General features: G+C 63.0%; 19 protein-coding genes. 13 read left to right on the top strand and 6 right to left on the bottom strand.

Features of this window, described 5'->3' with window-relative positions:
- Positions 1-8: 8 nt before the first annotated feature.
- The 4 genes from V1273_RS25255 to V1273_RS25240 all read left to right on the top strand — a co-directional run bounded on the left by V1273_RS25255 (position 9) and on the right by V1273_RS25240 (position 4,368).
- Positions 9-989: an ABC transporter ATP-binding protein gene (locus tag V1273_RS25255; RefSeq protein WP_334411248.1), complete on the top strand. Its 981-nt coding sequence runs from the start codon at positions 9-11 to the stop codon at positions 987-989.
- Positions 986-1,966 (top strand): ABC transporter ATP-binding protein, encoded by a 981-nt coding sequence (locus V1273_RS25250; RefSeq protein WP_334381234.1) that lies wholly within the window; start codon positions 986-988, stop codon positions 1,964-1,966. Before V1273_RS25255 ends, V1273_RS25250 begins: the two co-directional genes overlap by 4 nt.
- A gap of 119 nt (positions 1,967-2,085) precedes the next feature.
- Positions 2,086-3,156, top strand: coding sequence for an alcohol dehydrogenase (locus tag V1273_RS25245; RefSeq protein ID WP_334384176.1), 1,071 nt, complete (start codon positions 2,086-2,088; stop codon positions 3,154-3,156).
- Between the two features lie 129 nt (positions 3,157-3,285).
- Positions 3,286-4,368 carry an isocitrate/isopropylmalate dehydrogenase family protein gene (locus V1273_RS25240; RefSeq protein ID WP_334363958.1) on the top strand — a complete coding sequence of 361 codons (1,083 nt, stop codon included), beginning with the start codon at positions 3,286-3,288 and terminating at the stop codon, positions 4,366-4,368.
- Between the two features lie 96 nt (positions 4,369-4,464).
- On the opposite strand, the gene V1273_RS25235 is transcribed toward V1273_RS25240, so the two are convergent.
- Positions 4,465-5,286, bottom strand: a complete 822-nt coding sequence (locus V1273_RS25235; protein ID WP_334411247.1) for an enoyl-CoA hydratase — start codon at positions 5,284-5,286, stop codon at positions 4,465-4,467.
- 281 nt (positions 5,287-5,567) lie between these two features.
- Positions 5,568-5,963: a helix-turn-helix domain-containing protein gene (locus tag V1273_RS25230; RefSeq protein ID WP_028347342.1), complete on the bottom strand. Its 396-nt coding sequence runs from the start codon at positions 5,961-5,963 to the stop codon at positions 5,568-5,570.
- A gap of 903 nt (positions 5,964-6,866) precedes the next feature.
- On the opposite strand from V1273_RS25230, the gene V1273_RS25225 reads away from it, so the two are divergent.
- The 3 genes from V1273_RS25225 to V1273_RS25215 all read left to right on the top strand — a co-directional run bounded on the left by V1273_RS25225 (position 6,867) and on the right by V1273_RS25215 (position 9,778).
- Positions 6,867-7,865 carry a TRAP transporter substrate-binding protein gene (locus V1273_RS25225; protein WP_334363956.1) on the top strand — a complete coding sequence of 333 codons (999 nt, stop codon included), beginning with the start codon at positions 6,867-6,869 and terminating at the stop codon, positions 7,863-7,865.
- Positions 7,866-7,946: 81 nt separating this feature from the next.
- On the top strand, positions 7,947-8,462 hold the full coding sequence (locus V1273_RS25220; RefSeq protein WP_334411246.1) for a TRAP transporter small permease: 516 nt from the start codon (positions 7,947-7,949) through the stop codon (positions 8,460-8,462).
- A complete protein-coding gene (locus tag V1273_RS25215) occupies positions 8,459-9,778 on the top strand; it encodes a TRAP transporter large permease (protein ID WP_334411245.1) in 1,320 nt (439 codons plus the stop codon). Before V1273_RS25220 ends, V1273_RS25215 begins: the two co-directional genes overlap by 4 nt.
- Here V1273_RS25215 and V1273_RS25210 read toward each other — a convergent pair whose 3' ends face one another.
- A complete protein-coding gene (locus V1273_RS25210) occupies positions 9,779-11,287 on the bottom strand; it encodes a sensor histidine kinase (protein ID WP_334384177.1) in 1,509 nt (502 codons plus the stop codon). It abuts the gene before it with no gap.
- Between the two features lie 139 nt (positions 11,288-11,426).
- Positions 11,427-12,701, bottom strand: a complete 1,275-nt coding sequence (locus V1273_RS25205) for a serine hydrolase domain-containing protein (protein WP_442894112.1) — start codon at positions 12,699-12,701, stop codon at positions 11,427-11,429.
- A gap of 127 nt (positions 12,702-12,828) precedes the next feature.
- Between V1273_RS25205 and V1273_RS25200 the strand changes: the two genes are divergently transcribed.
- From V1273_RS25200 to V1273_RS25175, 6 genes are all read left to right on the top strand, one after another.
- Entirely contained in the window at positions 12,829-13,743 is a 915-nt protein-coding gene (locus tag V1273_RS25200; protein WP_334381239.1) for an intradiol ring-cleavage dioxygenase, read from the top strand.
- 338 nt (positions 13,744-14,081) lie between these two features.
- Positions 14,082-15,401: a CmpA/NrtA family ABC transporter substrate-binding protein gene (locus tag V1273_RS25195; protein WP_057843169.1), complete on the top strand. Its 1,320-nt coding sequence runs from the start codon at positions 14,082-14,084 to the stop codon at positions 15,399-15,401.
- A gap of 62 nt (positions 15,402-15,463) precedes the next feature.
- A complete protein-coding gene (gene ntrB / locus V1273_RS25190; RefSeq protein ID WP_334411244.1) occupies positions 15,464-16,372 on the top strand; it encodes a nitrate ABC transporter permease in 909 nt (302 codons plus the stop codon).
- 13 nt (positions 16,373-16,385) lie between these two features.
- Positions 16,386-17,180: an ABC transporter ATP-binding protein gene (locus V1273_RS25185; protein WP_334363950.1), complete on the top strand. Its 795-nt coding sequence runs from the start codon at positions 16,386-16,388 to the stop codon at positions 17,178-17,180.
- A gap of 33 nt (positions 17,181-17,213) precedes the next feature.
- Complete coding sequence (locus V1273_RS25180) at positions 17,214-18,431, top strand: NAD(P)/FAD-dependent oxidoreductase (protein ID WP_334411243.1); 1,218 nt, start codon at positions 17,214-17,216, stop codon at positions 18,429-18,431.
- A gap of 13 nt (positions 18,432-18,444) precedes the next feature.
- Entirely contained in the window at positions 18,445-21,150 is a 2,706-nt protein-coding gene (locus V1273_RS25175; RefSeq protein WP_334411242.1) for a molybdopterin-dependent oxidoreductase, read from the top strand.
- Positions 21,151-21,311: 161 nt separating this feature from the next.
- On the opposite strand, the gene V1273_RS25170 is transcribed toward V1273_RS25175, so the two are convergent.
- On the bottom strand, positions 21,312-22,241 hold the full coding sequence (locus tag V1273_RS25170) for a response regulator transcription factor (RefSeq protein WP_334411240.1): 930 nt from the start codon (positions 22,239-22,241) through the stop codon (positions 21,312-21,314).
- Complete coding sequence (locus tag V1273_RS25165; protein WP_334411239.1) at positions 22,231-25,602, bottom strand: hybrid sensor histidine kinase/response regulator; 3,372 nt, start codon at positions 25,600-25,602, stop codon at positions 22,231-22,233. Before V1273_RS25165 ends, V1273_RS25170 begins: the two co-directional genes overlap by 11 nt.
- Between the last annotated feature and the right edge of the window lie 62 nt (positions 25,603-25,664).

Raw genomic sequence — 25,664 nt, 5'->3', positions numbered from 1 at the left:
ACAACGTGTTGCTTTCTGTCGAAGATGTCGTCGTCGACCTTCCGACCCCGCGCGGCAATCTGCGCGCGGTGGATCATGTCGACCTCACCGTCGGCGCCGGGCGCACGCTCGGTATCGTCGGCGAATCCGGCTGCGGCAAAACCATGCTGTCGCGGGCGGTCCTGCAATTGCTGCCGAAGAAGGCAAAGCTCTCCGGCCGGGTGATGTTCGACGGGCAGGACCTGCTGCAGCTTCCGCCGGAGAAACTGCGCAAGCTGCGCGGCCGGTCGCTGGCGGTGGTATTTCAGGATCCGATGACCTCGCTCAACCCGGTGCTCACGATCGGGACGCAGTTGATCGAGACATTGCAGGAGCACCTCGAACTGGACGACGCCGCCGCCACCAGACGCAGCGTCGAACTACTCGCGGCGGTCGGCATCCCCGCGCCGGAGCAGCGGCTGGCGCAGTATCCGCATCAGCTCTCCGGCGGGATGCGGCAGCGCGTTGCTATAGCGATCGCGCTGTCGTGCGAACCAAAACTCCTGATCGCCGACGAGCCGACCACCGCGCTCGACGTCACGATCCAGGCGCAGATCCTCGATCTCTTGGCGCGGGAGCAGCGCCGCCGGCACATGGCGATGATCATCATCACCCACGATCTCGGCGTCGTCGCCGGGCGTAGCGACGAGGTCGCGGTGATGTATGCCGGCCGCGTGGTCGAGCGCGCGCCGACGCCTGCCTTGTTCAAGAAGATGCGGATGCCCTATACCGAAGCGCTTCTGGCGGCGCTCCCCAAACTCGATGCCGCGCCTCACACGCCGCTGCCGGCGATATCGGGACGTCCGCCAGATCCGACGCGGCCGCTGAAGGGCTGCTCGTTCTCGCCGCGCTGTCGCTACGCGGTGGCCCGCTGCCAGAACGAGAAACCGGAGCTCGAGGCGGCAGAGACGAAGGTCCATCAGTTCGCCTGTTTCCACCCGATAGAAGCCCACGCGGATGCCAACGCATGATGCCGCAATCCGCTCCATCGATTTCGTCTGACGCGTTGCTCGAAGTCGACAATCTCGTCGTCGAATATCCGGTCGGTTCCAGGATCGTTCACGCCGTGTCCGGCGTCTCCTTGCAGATCGCCCGCGGCGAAACGCTGGGTCTGGTCGGCGAATCCGGTTGCGGGAAATCGACGCTCGGCCGCGCCGTCCTGCAACTGCGCCGCCCAACCGCCGGGCGTGTGCTGTTCGATGGCCACGATCTCACGACGATGCAAGGCGATGCCTTGCGGCTGATGCGCCGGCGCGTGCAGTTGATCTTCCAGGATCCGATCGCCTCGCTCAACCCGCGCCGCAAGATCGGCGATATCGTCGCCGAGCCGCTGGTGATCGCGGGTGTGAAGGATCCGGAGAAGCGCAAGCGGCTTGTCTACGAGGTGCTGAGCGCGGTCGGGCTTGACCCGACGCTCGTCGTCGGACGGCTGCCGCATGAATTTTCCGGCGGCCAGTGCCAGCGCATCTGCATCGCGCGCGCGCTCATTCTCAATCCCGAGTTCATCGTCTGCGACGAGCCGGTCTCGGCGCTCGATGTATCGATACGCGCCCAGATCCTCAATCTGCTCGAGGAGATGAAGGTCCGGTTCGGGCTGACGTTGCTGTTCATTGCGCACGATCTCGCGGTGGTGAAAGCCGTGAGCGACCGCGTCGCGGTAATGTATCTGGGGCGTCTCTGCGAGGTTGGTCCCTCCGAGCAGCTCTTCGCCAGGCCGGCGCATCCCTATACCGGCCTCCTGATCGAGGCAATTCCGATGCCCGACCCGGATGTGCGCCCCGCCGAGACCGTACCCGTGGGGGAGCCGCCGTCGCCGATCGCGCCGCCGTCCGGCTGCCGGTTTCGCACCCGCTGTCCCCGCGCGGATCAACGATGCAGCGACGAGATGCCGGAACTGCGCACTGTGGCGCCGGGCCAGTTCGTGGCTTGCCATCACCCGCTGATCTGAATACCCCGGGGAGCGCCGTCCGCGTTTGTCTCGATGGGACGGACGTGGCAATGTCCGTTCTCAAGAAGTATCTAGCGCCCAAGAAATGGTTCAAGAACAAGAATGACGGGAGAGAAGCGATGAAGAGTTTTCAGGTCGCTGAGTTCAACGCACCGCTGAAAGAGGTGGATCAGGAGACGCCGCAGCCCACGGATACGCAGGTGCTGATCAAGGTGAAGGCCGCCGGCGTCTGCCATAGCGATCTCCACATCTGGGAAGGCGGTTACGATCTCGGCCATGGCCGCAAGCCGCTGTCGCTGAAGGACCGCGGCGTATCGCTGCCGCGCACGATGGGCCACGAGACGGTCGGCGAGGTCGTGGCGTTCGGGCCCGACGTTACCGCTGCCGACAAAGGCGATCTCAAGGTCGGTGACGTCGCGCTGGTCTATCCCTGGCTCGGCTGCGGCAAATGCGCTACCTGCGTGGGCGGCGACGAGAACATGTGCATCGTCAAGCCGAACTCGCTCGGCGTCTATTGCGACGGCGGCTATGCCGACCACATGACGGTGCCGAACCCGAAATATCTGTTGAACCTGAAGGGACTCGATCCCGTCACCGCCGCGCCCTATGCCTGTTCCGGCGTCACCACCTATAGCGCGCTGAAGAAGGTCGAATTCGCGTTCAACTCGCCGATCGTCATCTTCGGCGCCGGCGGCCTCGGCCTGATGGCGCTGTCGCTGCTAAAGGCGATGGGCGGCAAGGGCGCCATCGTCGTCGACATCGATGCGCGCAAGCGCGAAGCGGCCGAGGCCGCCGGTGCGCTTGCAACCGTCGACGGCAAGGCGCCGGACGCGCTGGAGCAGCTCGCGAAAAAGGCCGGCGAACCCATTCGCGCCGTGATCGATCTCGTCGGCAACGCGCAGACCACGCAGCTTGGATTCGATTGCCTCACCAAGGGCGGCAAGCTCGTCATCGTCGGCCTGTTCGGCGGCGGCGCGACCTTTGCGTTGCCGCTGATCCCGATCAAGGCGATCACGATCCAGGGCAGCTATGTCGGCAACCTACGCGAGACCAAGGAATTGCTCGAGCTCGTTCGAAACAAGATGATCGCGCCGATTCCAGTGACGACGATGCCGCTCGCGAAAGCCAACGAAGCGCTCGCCGATTTGCAGAAGGGCAAACTGGTCGGCCGCGCGGTGCTGACGCCGTAGAAGCCCCGCCGTCATTGCGAGGAGCGAAGCGACGAAGCAATCCATCGATCCGTGATACCGCGAGATGGATTGCTTCGCTTCGCTCGCAATGACGGGAATACCTCTGTCCGAACACTCTAAGGAACCCCCATGTCCGCGAATAACGCACTCCACATCGCCGTGCTCGGCGGCGATGGCATCGGCCCTGAAGTGATGGCGCCGGCGCTGGAAGTTCTGCGCAAGATCGAGGCGACGAGCGAGCTGAAGTTTCGCTTCACCGAGGCACCGGCCGGCGCCAACAATTATCTCGCGACCGGAAAATCCATGCCCGACAGCACCGTGCGGCTGTGCGAAGAGGCGGACGCCATCCTGCTCGGCGCCTGCGGCCTGCCGTCGGTACGCTACCCTGACAACACCGAGATCGCCCCGCAGATCGAACTGCGCTTCCATTTCGATCTCTATGCCGGCGTGCGCCCGGCGCGGCTGATCCCGGGCGTGCCGAGCCCGATCGTCGGCGCCGATCAGCGCGGCATCGACCTCGTGCTGATCCGGGAATCGACCGAAGGCCTGTTCGCCTCGATGGGCAAGGGCGTCGTCACGGACGCGGAGGCGCGCGAGACGCTCGTCATCACCCGCAAGACCTCGGAGCGGCTGTTCGAATTCTCGTTCCGCCTCGCCGAACGCCGCAAGGCGCGCGGGAAGGCAAATGGCGGCCTGACCTGCGTCGACAAGGCCAACGTGTTCAGGGCGTTCGCGTTCTTTCGCGAGATGTTCGATGAAGCCGCCAAGCGCCATCCGGACGTCAAGGCCGACCGGCTCTATGTCGATGCCTGCTCGCTGATGATGGTGAAGCGGCCCTGGGATTTCGACGTGATGGTGACCGAGAACATGTTCGGCGACATTCTCTCCGACCTCGCCGCCGGCCTGATCGGTGGGCTAGGCATGGCGCCCTCGGCCGATATCGGCGACCGCTACGCCGTGTTCCAGCCGTGCCACGGCACCGCGCCCGACATCATGGGGCAGGGCAAGGCCAATCCTACCGCGATGATCTTGTCGGCCGCGATGATGCTGGACTGGCTCGCCGACAAGCACGGGCTGGAAAGCGCCACTGAGGCCGGTGAACGCATCGAACGCGCGGTCGACAAGGCCTATGCGGGAGGAATCAGGCCGATGGAGTTCGGCGGCAACAACGGCACGGCGGATATCACGAAGGCGGTGCTGGCTGCGTTGTAAAAGGCGGCCCCACCGTTGTTGGAGCGGAGAAGTGGATTGCTTCGCTTCGCTCGCAATGACGCGGATAGGATTTCGCTCATTCGCCCTTTGTGAGCGTTACTTCCCCTTGAACTGCGGCTTGCGCTTTTCCATGAAAGCCGTTCGGCCCTCGCGAAAATCTTCGCTATCCATACAAGCGCGGCCGATCTCTTTGATCGCATCCATATCGCGCTTGCTTTCGTCCTTCAGCACCTCGGCGATGGTGATCTTGGCGGCCTTGATCGCCAGCGGCGCATTGCCGGAGATGGTGCGCGCGATCTCCATGGTGGCGTCCCATAATTCGCCGTCCGGCAGCACGCGGTCGACCAGCCCGATCCGCAGGGCTTCGGCGGCCTCGATCCGCATGCCCGTGTACATGATGAGCCGCGCACAGGACGGCCCGACCAGCGAGACCAAATGTTTGAGGCCGTCATAGCCATAGGCGATGCCGAGCTTGGCGGCTGGAATGCCGAACTGGCTGTTGTCGGAGGCGATCCGGATGTCCGTGAGCATCGCGACCTGCATGCCGCCGCCGAGGCAAAATCCCCGAATGCAGGCAATCGTCGGCTTGGGGTAACTTGCGAGCAGCGCGCGTTGCGCCTCGCTCCGCTTGGAATATTCTTCCGACGCCGCCGCATTATGGCGAGTCTTTTCGAACTGGCTGATGTCGGCGCCCGAGACGAAGGCCTTGTCGCCGGCGCCGACCAGGATCACGACGCGCACGTCGGCGTCGTCGCGCAGCTCGGTCAGCGCGTGGCCCAGGCCTTCCCACATTTCGAGCGACATCGCATTGCGCTTGTCGGGATTGTTGAAGGTGATGACGCCGACGCCATCGCTGACGCTCTGCAGGATCTTGCCGTCGGCATAGGATATTTCGGCAGTTTTGGCGATGTCGAGCATCGGTTGCGGCTTTCACGCGTGAGGCTTCGTCCATTGTCGGACAAGCGTCGCGCCGAGGTCAATTGCCGCCTTTGCACGTGCGACCAGCGGTAGTCGTCAGAGACCTGCCGCGTCGGCTTTTCGCTGCGGTGCGTCCGGACTCCGCCATCCCCATCCTGATGGCGTCGCACGGGTATGGTCCCGGCCAGCTCAAGATTTGGCCCAGCGCAGCAACAGGCTACCCGGCGATTTCTCGCGCGAATGATCGGGTCCGCGGTGCTGCGATCCAGGCGAGATTATGCCTAGCCCTCGTTGGCGGCGATCGATTCCATCAACGACACCAACTGACGCTGTACAGTCTGGTCCTTGATCTTGCTGTAGGCACGAAGCAGCCTCAGGCTGAACGCGCTGTCCAGGAAGAGCAGGCTCTCGACTTCCCGCGCCTTGCCGTCGCCGTCGTAGAAGAACGTCACCGGCACGTCGAGCGCGGTAGCGATTTGCTGAAGACGAGCAGCGCCGACACGATTGACGCCCTTCTCGTACTTCTGAACCTGCTGGAAGCTGACGCCGAGCTTGTCGCCAAGCTCCGCTTGCGAGATTTTCTGTTCCACACGCCGCAGGCGAATCCGCTTGCCCAATTCGATATCGGGTTTGCCGGCGCTGCGCTGTTTCATCTTTTTCGCTGCTGATCTGTTCATTCTGGTTTTACCGTCCTTCAATTCGGGAAACCCTGGCAAAAGTAGGCCAGGGGCTCATCCATATGTACCGCGTTAAAGTCAGTCCGGTCCGTGAGTTGGTATAGGGAACCACGGAATTCCTGAGAGATTGCGGGATGGTAGCCAAACGCTTTTGCGCATTGGAAGCATCCTGATACCGGCGCCGCCAACTACCTAAAGCTGTCGGCGCCCGGGGCGTGTTGACAAAACCCCGCCCATTACATTTGGCAAAATATTCGACAAACCACAACCACCGCGAGTTCAATGGCCACAGATTTTGGCCGGCATGCTTACTGTGTCGCGATCAAGTACCGGATTTCTACGGGGAGCGCGGGCTGATCGTGCAGTCGTTCGCAGCGCATCGGCGGTGTTGCTAAAAGTTTCCGCGGACACTGATGCCTGATAAAATGCAGCAGAGTTCAGCTCCGCTTTCGGATCTGTCGTGCTGGGAAATAGCAGCAAGCCGCGCGCTCGCCACGCTATCGGAATTCTGCAAATCGATATGGCGCAGCCTCATTCGAAGGGAACGCCTTGCACGCGGGACGGGCCGGATCCGACATCGCGCAATATTTGCGGCGTGTCGGTTGCACCGTGCCGGCGGCATCCACGGATAGACCGATGTCGCGCGGCGACGCCCATACCGCGATGCCGTGTCGGGCGCTTTACGGCTCTTGGCGCTGGGGAACGCAAGGCTCGGCTCGAGCCGGGATTTGCCCAAAATAGCTGCAATCATCGGCCTGGCCGTCTGCGGCTTATTGGCCTGGGGTACTACTTAAATTGGCTTCCACCATCGCACCGTTTTGCATACGCTTTGCGGTAGTGGCCGCGTCGTCGGCCAGGCCAAAGTCCCGCTTACAAGGGACGGGCGTTACTGGGGAGGAAGCTATGAAACGAAGAACCCTACTTGCGGGCCTTGGTGCGACGGCTGCGGCCGGCGTCCTGGGCGTGCCATCGATCGTCAGGGCACAGGCGCCCGTTACCCTCAACGGGGCGGTGCAGTTCAACGACGATCACGCCTTCACCAAGGCGCTGACCAGGTTCGAAGAGCTGGTAAAGAAGTACTACGGCAAGCCGGTCAACTTCACGCTGCACAAGAATTCGTCGCTCGGTCTCGAGAAGCAGTATTTCGAGTACATGTCGCAGGGCAAGGCAGTCGATTACGGCATCGTCTCGCCGGCCCACATGTCGACCTTCGCCAAGGCGGCTCCCTTCATCGATGCACCCTTTGTGTTCAAGGGCATCGAGCACATGAATAAGGTGGTCGAAAAGAATATTCTGGCACCTGTGGCCGACGAAATCGCGACCAAGGCGGAGGTCGTCCTGATCGGCTATGCGGGCGGCGGCATTCGCAACATCTTTGCCAACAAGCCGCTCAAGAACCTCGCCGATCTCAAAGGCCTCAAGGTGCGCGTGCAGGGCGCTCCGATCTGGTCGAAGACGTTTGCAGCCGTCGGCATGAGCCCGACGGTGATCGCCTACAACGAGGTCTACAACGCCATCCAGAACGGCGTGATCTCGGCGGGCGAAAACGAGGCCGCCGGCGTCGAGGCGATGAAGTTCTACGAAGTCGCCCCGCACCTCAATCTGACGCAGCACGCAGTATCGATCCGGCCGATCTGCTTCTCGGTGAAGACGTTGAAGACCCTGCCGAAGGACTTGCAGGACGCGATCATGAAGGCCGGCAAGGAAGCCGGCGATTATGGCCGTCAACTGGAGTCGAGCGAGGAGGTCGTCAAGCTCGATACGCTGGAAAAGGCCGGCAAGCTCAAGCGCGTTCCGTTCGAAGAGCGCGACGCCATGAAGAAGCTGGCCGATCCCGTGATGGCCACCTATGCCAAGGAAATCGGCGCCGAGGCCATCTTCGAGAAGATCAACGTCGCCTGATAATTGTCGCGCCGAGCGACAGGAGGTGGGGCAAGCCATGGGGCTTGCCCCATTCCGTGATCGTTACCTTCCGGAGCCATGATGACTGAAATGTCGATGCCGCCGAACCCGTCGCTGTGGCGACGAGCGACGGCGGCCTATGCGAAATTACTCGAAATCCTGCTCGCGGCATGTGTCGGCATTCTGGTCGTTCCGGTCACCCTGCAGGTCATCTCGCGCTACACGCCGTTCATTCCGTCCTACATCTGGACCGAGGAGATGGCGCGTTTCCTGTTCATCTGGACCATTATGATCGGCGCCATGGTCGGAATCAGGGAGGCGCAGCATTTCGAGGTCGACGTCTGGCCCACCTTGTCGCGGCGGGCGGAAGCCGCGGTGCGGATCGTCGCGCGCCTCGGCGTGCTGGCGATGGCGCTGGTATTCGTGTGGGCTGGCCTGGAATTCACGCGGTTCGCCTGGAACCGAACGTCGGAACTGGCCGATCTACCGCTCTGGATGATTCATGTCGCATGGCCCGTGGCGGGTGTGACGTGGATCGTCTTTGCAGGCGAACAGATCATCGACGAATTGAAAATTCTGGTCGGGGCGAGCCGATGAACGGTAATGTACTTTCCGCCGGAGAGGCCGCACTGGTCCTGTTTGGCGTTTTCGTTGGCTTGCTCATCGTGCGCGTGCCGGTGGCGTTTGCGCTCGGTCTTGCCTGCGTACCGATCCTGCTGATCGAACCCCGCCTGTCGATGATGTCGCTCGCGCAGGAGACCTTCAACGCCTACAACTCGTTCATCCTGCTCGCCGTGCCCTTCTTCCTCTTGACCGCCAACCTGATGGGCATCGGCGGCATCACCGACCGCCTGGTGGCGTTGTCGCGCTCGATGGTCGGGCATTGGCCGGGCTCGCTGGCGCAGATCAATGTCGTGCTGTCGGTATTCTTTGCCGGCATTTCCGGCTCTTCCACTGCGGATGCCGCAAGCCAGTCCAAGATCTTCATCGATGCCCAGACCAAGGAAGGTTACGACCTTTCGTTTTCGATCGCCATCACGGCGGTATCGGCGGTGCTCGCTGTCATCATCCCACCCTCGATCCTGATGATCGTCTGGGGCGGATTGATCTCGACCTCGATCGCAGCGATGTATCTGGCCGGCATCGTCCCGGGCCTGTTGATCGCGGGCGCGCAGATGGCCACCGTCCATGTCTACGCGGTGCGCCGCGGCTATCCGACCTACCCGAAATCGAGCTGGGCCGACATCGGCTACGCCATCTGGCGATCGATACCGGCGCTGATGACGCCGTTCATCATCGTCGGCGGCATCCTGCTCGGGTGGTTTACCGCCACCGAATCCGCCTGCGTCGCCGTGCTCTATTCCGTGGTGCTGTCGGCGTTCTTTTACCGCGAAACCGGACCGCGCGAACTCTACAAGGCGCTACTCGACACCGGGCGCCTGGCAGGTGTTGCGCTGTTCTGCGTCGGCACCGCGAGCGCGTTCGGCTGGCTATTGGCCTATTACAAGATACCGCAGGAGCTCTTGGCCAACGTTTCGACCTGGGGCATGGGCGCGGTCGCGGCCGGCTTCTTCATCGCGTTCTGCTTCCTGGTCGTAGGCTGTTTCCTCGACGCCATTCCGGCGATCGTAATTGTCGGCACCGTGCTGGAGCCCTTAGCGAAGTCGGTCGACCTGCACCCCGTTCAGTTTGCGATCATCTCGATCGTGTCGCTGGCGTTCGGACTGGTGACGCCACCCTATGGCCTGTGCTTGATGATCGCGTGCTCGATCGCCGGCGTGCGGCTGCGCTACGCGCTGAAAGACACTGTGATCATGCTGATACCGATGCTGCTGGTCTTGGCCGCCGTCATTATCTGGCCAAGCGTATCGCTGTTCCTGCCGCGCCTGATCGTGCCGGAGATGCTTAAGTAGCTATTCTTCCCTGTCGAGCGCGCAGCTTACGGTGTAGACGACGCCGCGCGGCAGGAAGTCGACGGTTGCTTCGCCGCCGAGCTGGTCGCGTGCGCTGCGCTCGATCAGCCGCGAGCCGAAGCCACGCTGCACCGGTGCCGTGACGGGTGGGCCGCCTGCCTCGGTCCAGATCAACCGCAACTTGCGCCCGTCGCTTTCTTCGAGGATTTCCCAGTCCACCGCGAGGGTTCCGGTGTCGTTCGATAGCGCGCCGTATTTAGCTGCATTGGTTGCGATCTCGTGCACGATCATCGACAGCACGACGGCGAGCCGCGGCGACAGCGGGACCCGCGGTCCGAACATCCGCACCCGCTCCGGATTGTTGAGCAGGTAGGGCTGCAGCACCCGCGCAATCACTTCCCGCAGCTCCGCGCCCTGCCACTTCTCCTGGCTGAGCAAATTATGTGCCTCCGCCAGCGCGCCGAGCCTTCCCTCGAACTTCTCGCGCTCCGCCCGGCTCGCGCTGCGGAAGGTCTGGGTGGCGATCGACTGCAGGACCGCGAGCGTATTCTTGACGCGATGGTTGAGCTCCTCGATCAGGAGATTGTGGAGCATCTCGCCGCGGGCAATCTGGGTTGCCATCCGCACCGCGAACGCGAGCCCAACCATCAGCAGTATGGCACCCATTACGCTCGTGATCGCGAGGTTGCGCCAGAGCGGCGCGACCAGCGAGCTTTCGGCCACGCCGGCGGCAACGGTCCAGCCGGTGAGCGAGGAGCGGGTAAAGCTCGTAATCAGCCGCACGCCCTCGAGCGATACCGTCGGCAGGGTGGTTTCCGGATTGTTGAACATCTCCGTATAGAGCGAGGGCGATGCACGCTTGCCGACAGTATCCTGTGGGTTAGGCACGCGCGCGAAATTGGTGCCTTCGCCGTCGAAGATCGAGATCGTCCAGTCCTTGCTCGGCCGCTGCTGCTCGACCATCGCCTGGAAAATCTCGATCGGTGGACTGAAGGAAATGTCGTAGAGTACTTCGCCATCGACGATGACGGGCACTTCGACCGTTACGATCAGCCGCTTCTTCACCGACCCAAAGAACAGGTTGGAATAGACCGGCTTCTTCTCCGCAAAGACCCTCCCGACCAGGGCGAGGTTGTTGCGCAACGGCAGGTTTGCCGTATCAGTCGTCAGCGAAGAGAACACCTGACGGCCTTCGCGGTTCGCAACCAGCACGACGCCGCCTTCGCCATACTGGTCGAGGAAGCCTTGGCAGATGCGGCGGAATGCCTCGAAATCCCCGTCGCGCAGTGCGTTTGTCAGCGATAGCACCTGGAGTGCGCCGGTGATCCGCTGCATCTCCGAGTCGAGCACGAGGCGAATGCTGCGAACCGTTTCAAGGACCCGTTGCGTCGCGTTCTGGCGGTCCTGCTTGTAATGGTTGAAGACGATGCCGGCGGCGAAAATAATCAACGGCAGCGTTGTTCCCGCGACCAGAAGAACAAGACGCACTGGCAGTGAGAGTTTCGGCAACGCAAGCCCCGGATCGGCGCCAATCGGGGCAAGCATAGGAGAAGCCGCCGAACTTCGCCAAGAATAATAAGAGGATACGTAAGATATTCAGCCGACTGGAGAAGCGGCCGGGTTCCGCCGTGTGGCCCGGCCGCCGACCTCAAAGATTGCTGTCGGTGATCGCCGCATACACCATGGTGCGCAGCTCGCGCCGCAAGGGATAGGCGCTCGACGGCAGCACCTGAGTCATGAAGATCGTGATCAGTTCTTCCACCGGGTCGATGAAGAACGACGTTGTCGCCGCACCGCCCCAGTTGAACTCGCCGGGACTGCCGGCAATCAAGGTCTGCGCCGGGTTCATGGTGACGGCGAAGCCGAGCCCGAAGCCGATGCCGTTATAGGCCGCTTCCGAGAACAGCGAGCGCGACATCGTCGGCAGGTCGACCCCGCCGGGCAAATGGTTGGACGTCATCAGCTTCAGCGTCTTCGGACCTAACAATCTGATACCGCCGAGCTCGCCGCCATTGAGCAGCGCCCGGCAGAAAGTGAGATAGTCGGCCGTGGTCGAGCACAGGCCGCCGCCGCCGGAGATGAAGGAGGGCGGCGACAGGAATGAACTCGTCGCCGGGTCGTCCTGCAGCGTCAACGTGCCCTTGCGCTCTGCGGCGAGCGGGTTGAAGCCGCCTTGCGGATCGGCCGAGTAACACGCCGCGAACCGATGCGCCTTGTCCTTGGGCACGAAGAAGTCGGTATCATTCATCCCGAGCGGATCGAGGATGCGCTCTTTCAGAAACTGCTCGAACGGCTTGCCGCTGATCAAACCGATGAGATAGCCGATCACGTCCGTGGCGACGGAATAATTCCAGGCCTCGCCCGGCGAAAATTCCAGCGGAATTTTTGCAAGGTCGTCGATCATGCTTTGCAGCGTGCCGGCCTTGATGACTTCGCCGATCTTGTTCTCGCGATAGGCCGCATCGACGTTGCTGCGTTGTTGGAAGCCGTATGTCAGGCCGGAGGTGTGCCGCAACAGATCCACGATCAGCATCGGCCGTGACGGCGGTCGGGTCAGGAAGGCCGGGTGCGTACCGGCCACGAACACGCCGAGGTTCTTCCATGCCGGAATGTATTTGTGCACGGGCTCATCGAGCGCGACGTGGCCTTCCTCGACCAGCATCATGAAGGCGACGGAGGTGAGCGGCTTGGTCATCGAATAGATGCGGAAGATCGTGTCGTCCTTGACCGGCACCTTGCGCTCGAGATCGGCAAAGCCCTGCGCGGACGAATGGACGACCTTGCCGCGGCGATAGATCAGGAGCTGAGTCCCCGGGAAGCGGCCGGCATCGATGTAACGCTGCTTCAGATGATTTTCGAGGCGATCGAGGGCCGCCTTGGACATTCCGGCGGATTCGGGCGAGGCGGGGGCTAACATCGGCATCTCCGGCTGGCGACTGCGGCCTTGATAGCCGAAAAGTGTCCCGTGTTCCAACGGCCCGTGCTTCTGTGGGCTGGAAGGGTGATATAGGCTGACTCCAGCCATCGCATATCTCCGCAGGACAGCAAAAATGCGCCAATTCAGCGAGACCGAACTGACCGCCGCCGTCATCCGCAGCTTCGACAATACGCCGGATACGCGCGCCAAATTCCTGCTTCAGGAACTGGTGAAATCACTCCACGACTATGTCCGCAAGACCGACCTCACCTTCGAGGAATGGGAATATGCGATCGATTTTCTAACGCGGACCGGCCAGAAGTGCACCCCGATCCGGCAGGAGTTCATTCTGCTGTCCGACGTGCTCGGCGTATCGATGCTGGTCGATGCCGTGAACCACCGGGAGCGCGAGGGCGCCACCGAGACCACGGTGCTCGGCCCGTTCTATGTCGGCGAGCACAAGGTGATGCCACACGGCACCGATATTTCGGCGACGCTACCCGGCGAGCGGATGTTCGTGCAGAGCCGCGTCACCGACCTCGAGGGCAAGCCGCTGGCCGGCGTGCCGGTGGACATCTGGCATGCCGACGATGACGGCTTCTATGATTCCCAGAAGCCGGCTTATGCGACTGAAGGGCCGTCGTCGCGGGCGCGTTTCATTACCGATGCCGATGGAAGGTTCTTCTTCCGCACCATCCTGCCGTGCAGCTACCCGATTCCGACCGACGGTCCGGTAGGCGAGATGATCGTGCAGACCGGCCGTCACCCGATGCGGCCGGCGCACGTGCATTTCCTGGTCGATGCGCCCGGCTATCAGCCGCTGATCACCCACGTCTTCATCGACGGCGACAAATATCTCGATTCCGACGTGGTGTTCGGGGTCAAGGACGAGCTGGTCGCCAGAATCGAAAAGCGTACCGATCCGACGATGCCGGACGGCAAGCCCGCGGGCGAGCCGTGGCACCTGATGAGCTACGAATTCCGCATGAAGCCAGGCGAGGGAAGCGCGCCGAAACCGATGATGGCGAAGACCTCAGAGGACGCGTAAGCCGTCTGTTTCTGTGCTTGCCCAATTCTTGTGCGCCGCACAAGAATTGGGCGAATCGCAAATTTTGGATGCGGAACCGGTTTCTCTTTGGTTGCCGGATTTAGCGGCGGTAGATGAATAATACATTGATATAATTATAATTTTTGCGCTGCGGGAGGCTTGGCACGAAGCTTGAATAGCTTGTGTCGACGCCATTGAAGCCGTCCCTCGAGACCACTCATCCGAATTGTGACGCCGCCATTCCGGGGCCTCCCTGGAACGCGCCCTTCTGCGCCTGGCGCGGTGACACCAATCGGACGGCCCCGTTCAACGCACCGACGCAAAGGACAACGACGCCCATGACGAAGCCTACCCATCCGACCTCACGCCGCGGTTTCAGCCGCCGCCAGCTCCTCAAGGCCACCGGCGGCACGGCGGCGTTACTCGCCGCGGCGAAGCTGAATTTCCCGGCCGGCGCGTTTGCGCAAGGCGCGGGTCCGGAAGTGACCAAGGCGACGCTCGGGTTCATTGCGCTCAGCGACGCCGGGCCGCTGTTCGTCGCCAAGGACAAGGGATTCTTCGCCAAGCACGGCATGCCCGACGTCGAGGTCGCCAAGCAGGCATCGTGGGGCACCACCCGCGACAACCTCGTGCTCGGCTCGGAAGGCAACGGCATCGATGGCGCGCACATCCTGACGCCGATGCCCTATCTGATTTCGGCCGGCAAGGTGACGCAAAACAACGTGCCGACGCCGATGTACATTCTGGCTCGGCTCAATCTCGATGCGCAGTGCATCTCGATTGCCAAGGAGTATGCCAACCTCAAGATCGGGACTGACTCTTCACCGCTCAAAGCCGTGTTCGAGCAGAAGAAGGCCGCCGGCAAGTCGGCCAAGATTGCGATGACCTTCCCGGGCGGCACGCACGATCTGTGGATCCGTTACTGGCTCGCCGCCGGTGGCATCGATCCCGACAAGGACGTCGAGACCATCGTGGTGCCGCCGCCGCAGATGGTTGCCAACATGAAAGTGGGCACGATGGATGCCTTCTGCGTTGGCGAACCCTGGAATCTGCAGCTCATCAACCAGGGCATCGGCTACACCGCGGTCAACACCGGCGAGCTCTGGAACAAGCATCCGGAGAAGTCGCTCGGCATGCGCGCAGCCTGGGTCGACAAGTATCCAAAGGCCGCCAAGGCGATCCTGATGGCTGTGATGGAGGCGCAGCAATGGGCCGACAAGGCTGAGAACAAGAAAGAGCTCGCCACCATCATGGGCAAGCGGCAGTGGATGAATTGTCCTGTCGACGACGTTTATGACCGTTCGGCGGGCAAGTTCGACTACGGCATCCCCGGCAAGGTCGTCGAGAATTCGCCGCACATCATGAAGTACTGGCGCGACTTCGCTTCCTATCCGTTCCAGAGCCACGATCTCTGGTTCATGACGGAAGATATCCGTTGGGGCAAATACGAAGCGGGCTTCGACAGCAAGGCGCTGGTCGCCAAGGTCAACCGTGAGGATCTCTGGAAAGAAGCCGCCAAGACGCTGGGCGTCCCCGCCGCAGAGATTCCGACTTCGACCTCGCGCGGCAAGGAGACCTTCTTCGACGGCAAGGTGTTCGATCCGGAAAACCCGGCTGCGTACCTGAAGTCCCTTTCGATTAAGCGCGTTGAAGTCTGATCAAGCCCGGGCTGCGCGCGGTTGCGGGCGGCCCGCTCATTGAACACGGAGATGCATTTTCAATGACGATGCCTGCGATCAAAGCTGAAGCCACCGCGGTGGCCATTCCGACCGCTTCGCCGACCTCTGCGGCGCCGGTGGTGACGATGACGCCGAAGCCGGCGCCGCGTGCCGAAAAATACGTCAAGGTGGGCAAGGAGATCGCGGTACGCGTCGTGCCGCCGCTGATCGTGCTAGCGCTCCTGATGTTGTTCTGGGAGCTGGTCTGCCGTCGCACCGGCTCGACCCTGCCGCCGCCGTCGCGCGTCTTCAAAGACACTAAGGAACTGATCTTCGATCCGTTCTTCGACAATGGCGGCATCGACAAGGGCCTGTTCTGGCATCTGTCCGCCTCGCTGCAGCGCGTCGCGTATGGCTATTCGATCGCCGCCATCGTCGGCATCGCGCTGGGTACGCTGGTCGGACAATCGGTGTGGGCGATGCGCGGACTCGATCCGCTGTTCCAGGTGCTGCGCACCATTCCGCCACTGGCCTGGCTGCCGCTGTCGCTGGCCGCGTTCCGTGATGGACAGCCGTCGGCGATCTTCGTCATCTTTATCACCTCGGTCTGGCCGATCATCATCAACACCGCGGTCGGCATCCGCAACATCCCGCAGGACTACCGCAACGTCGCGGCGGTGGTGCAGCTCAATCCGCTGGAATTTTTCTGGAAGATCATGATCCCGGCGGCGGCGCCTTACATCTTCACCGGCCTGCGCATCGGCATCGGCCTGTCGTGGCTTGCGATCGTCGCGGCGGAAATGCTGATCGGCGGCGTCGGCATCGGCTTCTTCATCTGGGACGCCTGGAATTCCTCGCACATCAGCGAAATCATCCTGGCGCTGTTCTATGTCGGCATCATCGGCTTCGTGCTCGACCGCATGATCGCGGGACTAGCCAAGTTCGTGACCCACGGTACCGCGGCGAATTGAAGGAAAACATGTCATGCAGGCCTATTTGAAGCTCGACCACATCGACAAGACCTTCACTCGCGGTAATGCCACGACCGAGGTGCTGAAGGACATCAGCCTGACGATCGAGAAGGGCGAGTACGTCTCGATCATCGGCCATTCCGGCTGCGGCAAGTCAACGCTGCTCAATATCGTCGCCGGCCTCACCGGCGCCACAAATGGTGGCGTGCTGCTGGAGAACCGCGAGGTCAATTCGCCGGGACCGGATCGCGCGGTGGTGTTCCAGAACCACAGCCTGCTGCCGTGGCTGACGGTGTACGAAAACGTCAAGCTCGGCGTCGACAAGGTGTTTTCGTCGACCAAGAGCCGCACGGAGCGCGACGCCTGGGTGATGCACAATCTCAATTTGGTGCAGATGGCGCACGCCAAGGACAAGCGCCCGTCGGAAATTTCAGGTGGCATGAAGCAGCGCGTCGGCATTGCCCGTGCGCTGGCGATGGAGCCGAAAGTGCTTTTGCTCGACGAGCCGTTCGGTGCGCTTGACGCGTTGACACGTGCGCACCTGCAGGACTCGGTGATGGCGCTGCACCAGAAGCTTGGCAACACCATCGTGATGATCACGCACGACGTCGACGAGGCCGTGCTGCTGTCGGACCGCATCGTGATGATGACCAACGGCCCGAGCGCGCGGATCGGCGAGGTGCTGGAAGTGCCTTTGGCTCGTCCGCGCAAGCGACTCGAGCTCGCGACCAACCCCGGCTACCTCAAGTGCCGGCAACGCGTGCTCGAATTCCTCTACGAGCGGCATCGCTTCGTCGAGGCGGCGTAGGTCCGTACGAAAGCGGCTAGGTGAGGACGTGCCATGAGCGAACCGCTTGTCATCGTCGGCAACGGCATGGCCGCTGCCCGTCTGGTCGATGAACTCGCCAAGGTGGCCTTGGGCCGCTACGCCGTCGCCGTGATCGGCGACGAACCACGGCTTGCGTACAATCGCGTGCTGCTGTCGTCAGTGCTGGCCGGCGAGACCACCTCGCAGGACATCGAGCTGCGGCCGGCGTCCTGGTGGCGCGACCGCGGCGTCACCCTGAAGTATGGCTGCGTGGCGACCGAGATTGATGTCGGTCGCCGCGAGCTCAAGATCGAGAACGACGAGAGCATTCCGTTCTCGAAACTGGTGCTGACCACAGGCTCGTCGCCGCTGCGGTTGAATGTACCCGGCGCCGATCTCGCCGGCGTGCATACGTTCCGCGACAGCCGCGACGTTGACTTGCTGCTGACGCTGGCCGCGCAGAAAAAGCGCGTGGTGGTGGTTGGCGGGGGACTATTGGGCCTAGAGGCGGCCTATGGCCTCGCCAAGGCCGGCGCGCCGGTGACGCTGGTGCATCTCATGGACCGCCTGATGGAGCGACAGCTCGACGCGCCTGCGGCGGCGCTATTGAAGTCCCTCGTCGAGAGCAAGGGCATCGAAATTCTTCTCAACGCCAACACGGCGAGAATTCATGGCGAGACGCAGGTTGAAGGCGTCGAACTGGCGGACGGACGCCTGCTTAAGGCCGACGCCGTGATCTTTGCCGCAGGCATTCGTCCGAACATCGCGCTCGCCAGGGAAGCCGGTATCTCTGTCAACCGCGGCATCGTGGTCGACGATCATCTGCAAACCGGCGCCTCCGGTATTTTCGCCATCGGCGAGTGCGCCGAGCATCGCGGCCTCTGCTACGGCCTGGTCGAGCCGGCCTATGAACAGGCGAGGGTGCTGGCGCGGCATCTCGCCGGGCGTGTAGCGTCGTACAGCGGAAGCATCGTTGCGACCAATCTGAAAGTTTCCGGCGTCAGCGTGTTCTCCGCCGGTGATTTTATGGGCTGCGACGGCAGCGAGGCCATCGTGCTCTCCGACATCAACCACGGCACTTACAAGAAGCTCGTGATCGCGGATGGGCGATTGACCGGCGCGGTGCTGATCGGCGATGTCGCCGACGCGCTCTGGTATCTCGAATTGATCCGCACCCGTCAACCGACGGCCCGAATTCGCGCCGACATGATGTTCGGCCGCTCGCTCGCGATCCGTTCCGAGGCGGCATGATCGGATTGCTTACATGACGGTTGTCGATCCCGATCTCCGCGCTGTCAAAACCACCTGCGCCTATTGCGGCGTCGGCTGCGGCATATTGGCGACGCCGGACGGGCGGGGCGGGGCGGCGATCTCGGGCGACCCCGATCATCCCGCCAATTTCGGCCGGCTGTGCTCGAAGGGCTCGGCGCTTGGCGAGACGCTCGGGCTGACGAACCGGCTGCTCTATCCGATGATCCGCTGCGGCAAAGGAACCATGGAGCGGGTCGCCTGGAGCGACGCGCTCGACCATGTCGCGCACAGGTTTCAGCACATCATCGCGCGCGACGGTCCGGGCGCGGTCGCGTTCTATCTTTCCGGCCAGTTGCTGACGGAAGACTACTACGTCGCCAACAAGCTGATGAAGGGCTTTGTCGGCAGCGCCAATGTCGACACCAATTCGCGGCTGTGCATGGCCTCTTCCGTCGCCGGCCACCGCCGCGCTTTTGGCGCCGACACCGTGCCGGGGTGTTACGAGGACCTCGACGAGGCCGACCTCTTGGTGTTGGTCGGCTCCAACGCGGCCTGGTGCCATCCGGTGCTGTACCAGCGCATGATCGCCAACAAGCAGAAGCGCGGCGCGCGCATCGTCGTGATTGACCCGCGCCGGACCGACACCGTCGGCGACGACGATCTGTTCCTGGGATTGAGGCCGGGCACGGATACGGCGCTGTTCAGCGGGTTGCTGGTTTACCTCGCGGGCAACGGCGTACTCGACCGCGACTACATCGAACTCCACACCACCGGTTTCGACGATGCCATCGCCCGCGCGCGCAGCATCACCGGCAGCGTCGGCGCGACGGCGCTGGCGACAGGCCTGTCCGAGCAGGACGTCGCAACATTCTTCCAGATGTTTGCCAATACGCCGCGCGTGGTCACCCTCTATTCCCAGGGCGTCAATCAATCGGCGCAGGGCACCGACAAGGTCAACGCCATCCTCAATTGCCACCTCGCGACCGGGCGGATCGGCCTGCCGGGCGCGTCGCCGCTCTCGCTGACCGGGCAGCCCAACGCGATGGGCGGCCGCGAGGTCGGCGGGCTCGCCAACCAGCTCGCCGCCCATATGGGATTCACGCCGCCGGATATCGATCGCGTGCGGCGGTTCTGGAAGGCGCCGCGCATCGCCACCCATGAGGGCCTGAAGGCGGTGCAGATGTTCGAGGCGATTGCGCGCGGCGAGATCAAGGCGTTGTGGGTGATGGGCACCAATCCGGCGGTGTCGCTGCCGAACGCGGACGGTGTTCGCGAAGCCCTCAAGAAGCTCGAGCTGTTCGTGATTTCCGAGAACGTGATCTCGAACGACACGGTGGACGCGGGCGCGCATGTGCTGCTGCCGGCGCAGGCCTGGGGCGAGAAATCCGGCACGGTGACCAACTCGGAACGGCGCATCTCGCGGCAGCGCGCGTTTCTTCCCTCGCCAGGAGAGGCCAAGCCCGATTGGTGGATCATGGGCGAAGTCGCCAGGCGCCTCGGCTTCGGCGCGGCCTTCAGCTTCACCTCGGCGGCGGATATTTTTCGCGAGCACGCCGCGCTCTCGGCCTTCGAGAACGCGGGCGCGCGCGACTTCGATATCGGCGCGCTGCAGTCGCTGTCGGACAGCGATTTCGACGCAATGGCGCCGGTGCAATGGCCGGTCCGGCAGGGGACCGAGCCGCAAGCGCGCTTCTTCGCCGAAGGCGGTTTCTTCGCCAACGATTTCAGAGCCCGTTTCATCGCGCCGGAAATTCCGGCGCTGCGGACCGAGACCAGCGCGGCGCGGCCGTTGCGGCTCAACACCGGGCGCATCCGCGACCAGTGGCACACCATGACCCGCACGGGGGAAAGCCCGCGGCTCGGCCAGCATCTGCCCGAGCCGTTCGTCGAAGTGCATCCTGACGATGCCGCAAAATACGGCGTCGCCGACGGCGACTTCGCACGCGTCACCACCGACTATGGGCAATGCACGCTCCGCGTCATCGTCAGCGAACGCCAGCAGCGCGGCATGCTGTTCGCGCCGATCCACTGGAGCGAGGCCAATGCGACCGGCGCACGCGTCGGCTCGCTGGTGGCGCCCGTCACCGATCCGTTCTCGGGCCAGCCCGAGAACAAGGCGACGCCGGCCTCGATCGTGCCGTACGAATATGTCTTCCGCGGCTTTGCGTTGTCGCGCAAGCCACTCGAACTGCCCGCGCATGCTTGGGTGGCGCGCGTTGCCGTCAAAGGCGGCCATGGCTACCTGTTCGCCGACAATGCCGATGTCGCAGGCTGGCAATCCTGGCTGAAATCCATCGCGCACGATGACCTCGCGGAATACAAGGACTTTGGCGGCGGCGTCTATCGCGCCGCATCCTTTGACGGCGACCGTATCGACACCAGCCTGTTCATCGGCCCGGCGCGCGACGCCGGCGACTGGAACGTGGTCAAGGACCTGTTTGCCGCGGATACGCTGAACCACGACCAGCGCCGCATGCTGCTGTCGGGAAAATCGATCGACGGCCTCGCCAACGCCGGCCCGATCGTCTGCGCCTGCTTCGGCGTCGGCCGCAACACGATTTGCGACACTATCGCAGCGGGTGCGCGTTCGGCGGCCGATATCGGGACGAAGCTGAAAGCCGGCACCAATTGCGGCTCCTGCATTCCGGAGTTGAAGCGGTTGATTACGCAGATGGCGCCGAGCGATGCCGAACGGCGGAAGCTAGCGGCGACGCATTGACTTCTCCGCGTCATTGCGAGGAGGGAAGCGACGAAGCAATCCATGCCTCCGCTTGTGGAGCGATGGATTGCTTCGCTGCGCTCGCAATGACGGACATTGGACGCGCCGGCTCTTCTCCTTCGCCCTGCTCTTGCGGGGAGAGGGAGCGGCAGCCAGCCCCTTCACCCCCTCCTGTTCTTCGCATTCACCGCGATCGCCGCCGCGGCGGTGCGGTTCTCGACGCCGAGCTTGGAGTAGATCTGCTCGAGGTGCTTGTCGACGGTGCGCGGGGAGAGTCCCAGGATCTGCGCGATGTCGCGGTTGGTCTTGCCCTTGGACAGCCATGACAGCACTTCGCCCTCGCGCGTCGTCAGCCCCAACTCGCTGGAGAATTCCACTGGCGCCTCCGCGCCGGAATCTTTCGCCAGCCGCAGCAGGAATTCGTTCGTGCCGAGCTTCCCCATATATTGCAGGCGAAGCTGCTCGGTGCCGTGACGCGTCGGCATGGCCGCGGCCTTTGCCGCGGCTTTACCCTTGCGCGCCTCATCGAGCCATCGCGGAATCGGCTCGGGCAGCACGACGTCATCGTCACCGTCGGCGGCGAGCGAGTCGGAGAGCAGCTTCTGCGCCTGCGGTGTTGCCCACATGATCTTGCCTGCAGCATTCACGGCGAGCAGATAGCGGCCGGAGACATCGAGCGCGGCGCGCGCGCTCTGGGTCAGGCGGGCATTGGCGAGATGGACGCGGATGCGCGCCAGCATCTCCTCGACCGCGATTGGTTTTGTCACATAGTCGACGCCGCCGGCCTCGAGCCCGCGCACGATGTGTTCGGTTTCGGCCAGCCCCGTCATGAAGATGATCGGAACATGGTCGAGCCCGGCGTCGCGCTTCAGCCGCCGGCAGGTCTCGAACCCATCCATCCCCGGCATCACAGCGTCGAGCAGCACGATGTCGGGCGTGATCTGGTCGACGATCCGCATGGCGGAAGCACCATCGAGCGCGACCACGACGGTCATGCCCGCGCCGTCGAGCGCATCGGTCAGTAGCCGCAGCGTCTCGGGCGAGTCGTCGACGACGAGGGCGACGTCGCGCTTTTTTGGTTCAGTGATCATAGCTGTGCAGGGCTTTCAGGGTCGCCATGTACTGATCGAGATCGAAGCGGTCGATCAAGGCGCGCATTTGCGACACGAAGTCGGCATGTTCGGGGTAGTCATTTCCGATCTCGTCGAGCTTGACCTGGATCGCGCGGACGTAGCCCAGTTGCCCGAGCCCGATCAGTTCCTCGACATGTTTCACTGGCGGCCGCGAGCCGGTCTCCGGCCTCCAATGCGGGGCAGGGACATCGCCTGCCTCATACTGCCATTCGATCTTGAGCAATTGTCGGATGGTTTCGAGCAGCTTGGGAATATCGATCGGCTTCATCAGGTAGCCGTCGTGGAACGGCTGCGCCAGCGGCGCGCCATGCGCTTCAAGCGCGCTCGCCGATACCATCAGGATACGCGCCTGGTGATGGCCGCTTGCGCGCAGCGTTTCCGCCACCGTCCAGCCATCCATCCCGGCCATCGAGATGTCGAGCAGGAACAAATCCGGCCGGCAATGCTGCGCCAGCGCGAGGCAGCCGGGTCCATCGGGCGCGCTGAGCAAAATGAAGCCGAGCGGCGTCAGCACCTCGCGCAGAAGATCGCGGTGGGTCGGGTCGTCGTCGGTGATCAGGATCGTCTTGCGGGGGCCGTGATAGCCGAAGATCGGCGCCTCCACCGGCGCGATGCGCGTCGGATTCGTGACTTCCGACAGCAGGATTTTTACTCGAAACGTGCTGCCATTGCCGACTTGGCTGGTCACCTTGATGTCGCCGCCCATTACGCCCGCCAGGAGGCGGCTGATGGTCAGCCCAAGCCCGGTGCCGGTCTGCGGCTGCGAGACGCCGAGCGCGCCGCGTTCAAAGGGTGCGAAGATACGTTCGAGGTCGTCGGGCTGGATGCCGGGCCCAGTATCGATCACCTCGAACTCCGCAACGGGGCTGCGGTAGTGCACGACGAACTGCACGTTTCCGGTCTGCGTGAACTTCAGTGCATTCGACAGCAGGTTGATCAGAACCTGCCGCAGCCGCTTCTCATCGGCATAGACGACGAGCGGCAGCACCGAAGGCCGCTTGAAGATGAAGTCGATACCCTTGGCGGCGGCCTGAACGCGAAACATGCCGACGAGCTGATCGAGAAACTCGCTCAGGCGGACCTCGTCGCGCGACAGATAAAGCCGGCCCGCTTCGATTTTGGAGATATCGAGGATGCCGTCGATCAGTCCCGACAAATGGTCGGCGCTGCGCCGGACCACGCGCACTTGGTCGCGAGGCTTTGCGGGGAGGTTGAAATCCTGCTCCAGCAATTGCGCATAGCCGCTGATGGCGTTCAGCGGTGAGCGCAGTTCATGGCTCAGCCCCACCACATAGCGGCTCTTGGCGAGGTTTGCCGATTCCGCGACTTCCTTGGCGCGTTGCAGTTCGGCGTCGGTGCGCTTATGCGCATCGATCTCCTGGATCAGGAGCGCGGTCTGCCGCCGCGTCTCCGCTTCCGCCGCGCGGCGACTCTGTTGCGCCAGTACGAACAACCATGTCACCACGCCGATGATGATGGTGAGCGCGAAGAACACCTTCCACAGTACGTCCGACAGCGCAAAATTTTCGACGGGCATTGCCGCCGAGGTCTGCAGGTAGATCAGCCCCAGCGTCAGCCCGACCAGACCCGCGGAGACCGCGAACACGCCTAGATAGTGCCCGAACTGCGAATTGATCCGCGCGTAGATCGCCTCCGGCAACAGTTTCCCGAGCATGTCCGAGACCTGAGCGCCGGCGCGCGCGTGCGGCTTGCAGAGATCATGGCAGCGCGCATCGAGCGAGCAGCACAGCGAGCAGATCGGGCCGGCATAGGCCGGGCAGGAGGCCATGTCCTCCGGCTCGAACGAGTGCTCGCAGATGCAGCACTGGATCGATTCGAGGTTCTGCCAGCTCCGCTTCGGCTTGCGCGCGATGTAATACTTGCCCTCGGTCGCCCAGGCGATCAGGGGCGCGGTGACGAAGGCAACCGCGAGCGCCACGAAGGCGGAGAGCGCCTTCGCCGTCGGCCCGAACAGGCCGTAAAAGGCAGAGATCGACACGATGGTCGCGATCGTCATCGCGCCGACGCCGACCGGGTTGATATCGCAGAGATGCGCGCGCTTGAACTCGATGTGCTGCGGGCGCAAGCCGAGCGGCTTGTTGACGATGAGATCGGCAACCAGCGCGCCGACCCAGGCAATCGCCACGTTGGAATAAAGCGCCAATGTCTGCTCGAGCGCCTTGTAGACGCCGATTTCCATCAACAGCAGCGCCACCAGAACGTTGAAGACGAGCCACACCACACGGCCGGGATGGCTGTGGGTCAGCCGCGAGAAGAAGTTCGACCAGGCGATCGAGCCGGCATAGGCGTTGGTCACGTTGATCTTGATCTGCGAGAGAATGACGAAGGTGCCGGTCAGCGCCAGCGCCATGTCCGGCTGCGACAACACGTAGCGGAAGGCCTCGAGATACATGTGCGCCGGCTCGGCGGCCTGCTCGCTGGAGACGCCATGGCTCACCGCGAAGTAGGCGAGAAACGAGCCCAGGAGCAACTTAAGCGCGCCGAAAATGATCCAGCCGGGGCCGGCGCTGAGCAGCGCGATCCACCACGACGTTCGCGAGGTGCGACGATCGCGGGGCAGAAACCGCAGGAAGTCGACCTGCTCGCCGATCTGCGCAACCAGCGAAAACACCACCGACGCGGCGGTGCCGAACAGCAGCAGATCGAGATGGCCGCCGGCGTCGCCATGTTCGCCCGCGAATTTGCGCCACTCCGTGAACGACTGCGGGTTGGCGTAGGCGATCGCCACGAAGGGCAGGATGTGAAGCACGATCCAGAGCGGCTGCGTCCACAATTGAAAGCGACTGATCAGGGTGATGCCGTAGGTCACCAAGGGAATGATGACGACGGCGCTGATGAGATAGCCGATCGGGCGCGGGATGCCGAAGCACATCTCGAGCGCCGCGGCCATGATAACAGCCTCGATCGCGAAGAAGATGAAGGTGAAGGAGGCGTAGATCAGCGAGGTGATGGTGGAGCCGATATAGCCGAATCCGGCGCCGCGGGTCAGCAGATCGATATCGATGCCGCATTTTGCGGCATGATAGGCGATCGGCAGGCCGCAGAGGAAGATGATGACGCTGACGACAAGAATGGCTGATGTGGCGTTGGCCGCGCCGTAATTAAGCGTAATGGTGCCGCCGATCGCCTCCAGCGCCAGAAAGGAGATCGCGCCAAGCGCGGTATTGGCGACGCGTGCGGCAGACCACCGCCGCGCGCTCTTGGCGGTGAAGCGCAGCGCGTAGTCTTCCAGCGTCTGGTTGGCGACCCATTGGTTATATTGGCGCCTGACGCGGTCTATCCGCTGCCGCCCTGCCACTTGCTGCTCCTGCCCAGTTCGACCGACCCGCTTGGCCCAGCAAACTCCGTACCAAAAACTAC

Source organism: Bradyrhizobium sp. AZCC 1721 (genome assembly GCF_036924715.1).
GTDB lineage: Bacteria > Pseudomonadota > Alphaproteobacteria > Rhizobiales > Xanthobacteraceae > Bradyrhizobium.
Note: the sequence above shows the minus strand (reverse complement) of the source record. Positions and strands in the feature narration are given on the sequence as shown.

Excerpts from the sequence above, each read along its gene's own strand:
- V1273_RS25250 (WP_334381234.1), top strand. The coding sequence starts at position 986 with ATGATGCCGCAATCCGCTCCATCGATTTCGTCTGACGCGTTGCTCGAA.
- V1273_RS25245 (WP_334384176.1), top strand. The coding sequence starts at position 2,086 with ATGAAGAGTTTTCAGGTCGCTGAGTTCAACGCACCGCTGAAAGAGGTG.
- V1273_RS25240 (WP_334363958.1), top strand. The coding sequence starts at position 3,286 with ATGTCCGCGAATAACGCACTCCACATCGCCGTGCTCGGCGGCGATGGC.
- V1273_RS25235 (WP_334411247.1), bottom strand. The coding sequence starts at position 5,286 with ATGCTCGACATCGCCAAAACTGCCGAAATATCCTATGCCGACGGCAAG.
- V1273_RS25230 (WP_028347342.1), bottom strand. The coding sequence starts at position 5,963 with ATGAACAGATCAGCAGCGAAAAAGATGAAACAGCGCAGCGCCGGCAAA.
- V1273_RS25225 (WP_334363956.1), top strand. The coding sequence starts at position 6,867 with ATGAAACGAAGAACCCTACTTGCGGGCCTTGGTGCGACGGCTGCGGCC.
- V1273_RS25220 (WP_334411246.1), top strand. The coding sequence starts at position 7,947 with ATGACTGAAATGTCGATGCCGCCGAACCCGTCGCTGTGGCGACGAGCG.
- V1273_RS25215 (WP_334411245.1), top strand. The coding sequence starts at position 8,459 with ATGAACGGTAATGTACTTTCCGCCGGAGAGGCCGCACTGGTCCTGTTT.
- V1273_RS25205 (WP_442894112.1), bottom strand. The coding sequence starts at position 12,701 with ATGCCGATGTTAGCCCCCGCCTCGCCCGAATCCGCCGGAATGTCCAAG.
- V1273_RS25200 (WP_334381239.1), top strand. The coding sequence starts at position 12,829 with ATGCGCCAATTCAGCGAGACCGAACTGACCGCCGCCGTCATCCGCAGC.
- V1273_RS25195 (WP_057843169.1), top strand. The coding sequence starts at position 14,082 with ATGACGAAGCCTACCCATCCGACCTCACGCCGCGGTTTCAGCCGCCGC.
- ntrB (WP_334411244.1), top strand. The coding sequence starts at position 15,464 with ATGACGATGCCTGCGATCAAAGCTGAAGCCACCGCGGTGGCCATTCCG.
- V1273_RS25185 (WP_334363950.1), top strand. The coding sequence starts at position 16,386 with ATGCAGGCCTATTTGAAGCTCGACCACATCGACAAGACCTTCACTCGC.
- V1273_RS25180 (WP_334411243.1), top strand. The coding sequence starts at position 17,214 with ATGAGCGAACCGCTTGTCATCGTCGGCAACGGCATGGCCGCTGCCCGT.
- V1273_RS25175 (WP_334411242.1), top strand. The coding sequence starts at position 18,445 with ATGACGGTTGTCGATCCCGATCTCCGCGCTGTCAAAACCACCTGCGCC.
- V1273_RS25170 (WP_334411240.1), bottom strand. The coding sequence starts at position 22,241 with ATGATCACTGAACCAAAAAAGCGCGACGTCGCCCTCGTCGTCGACGAC.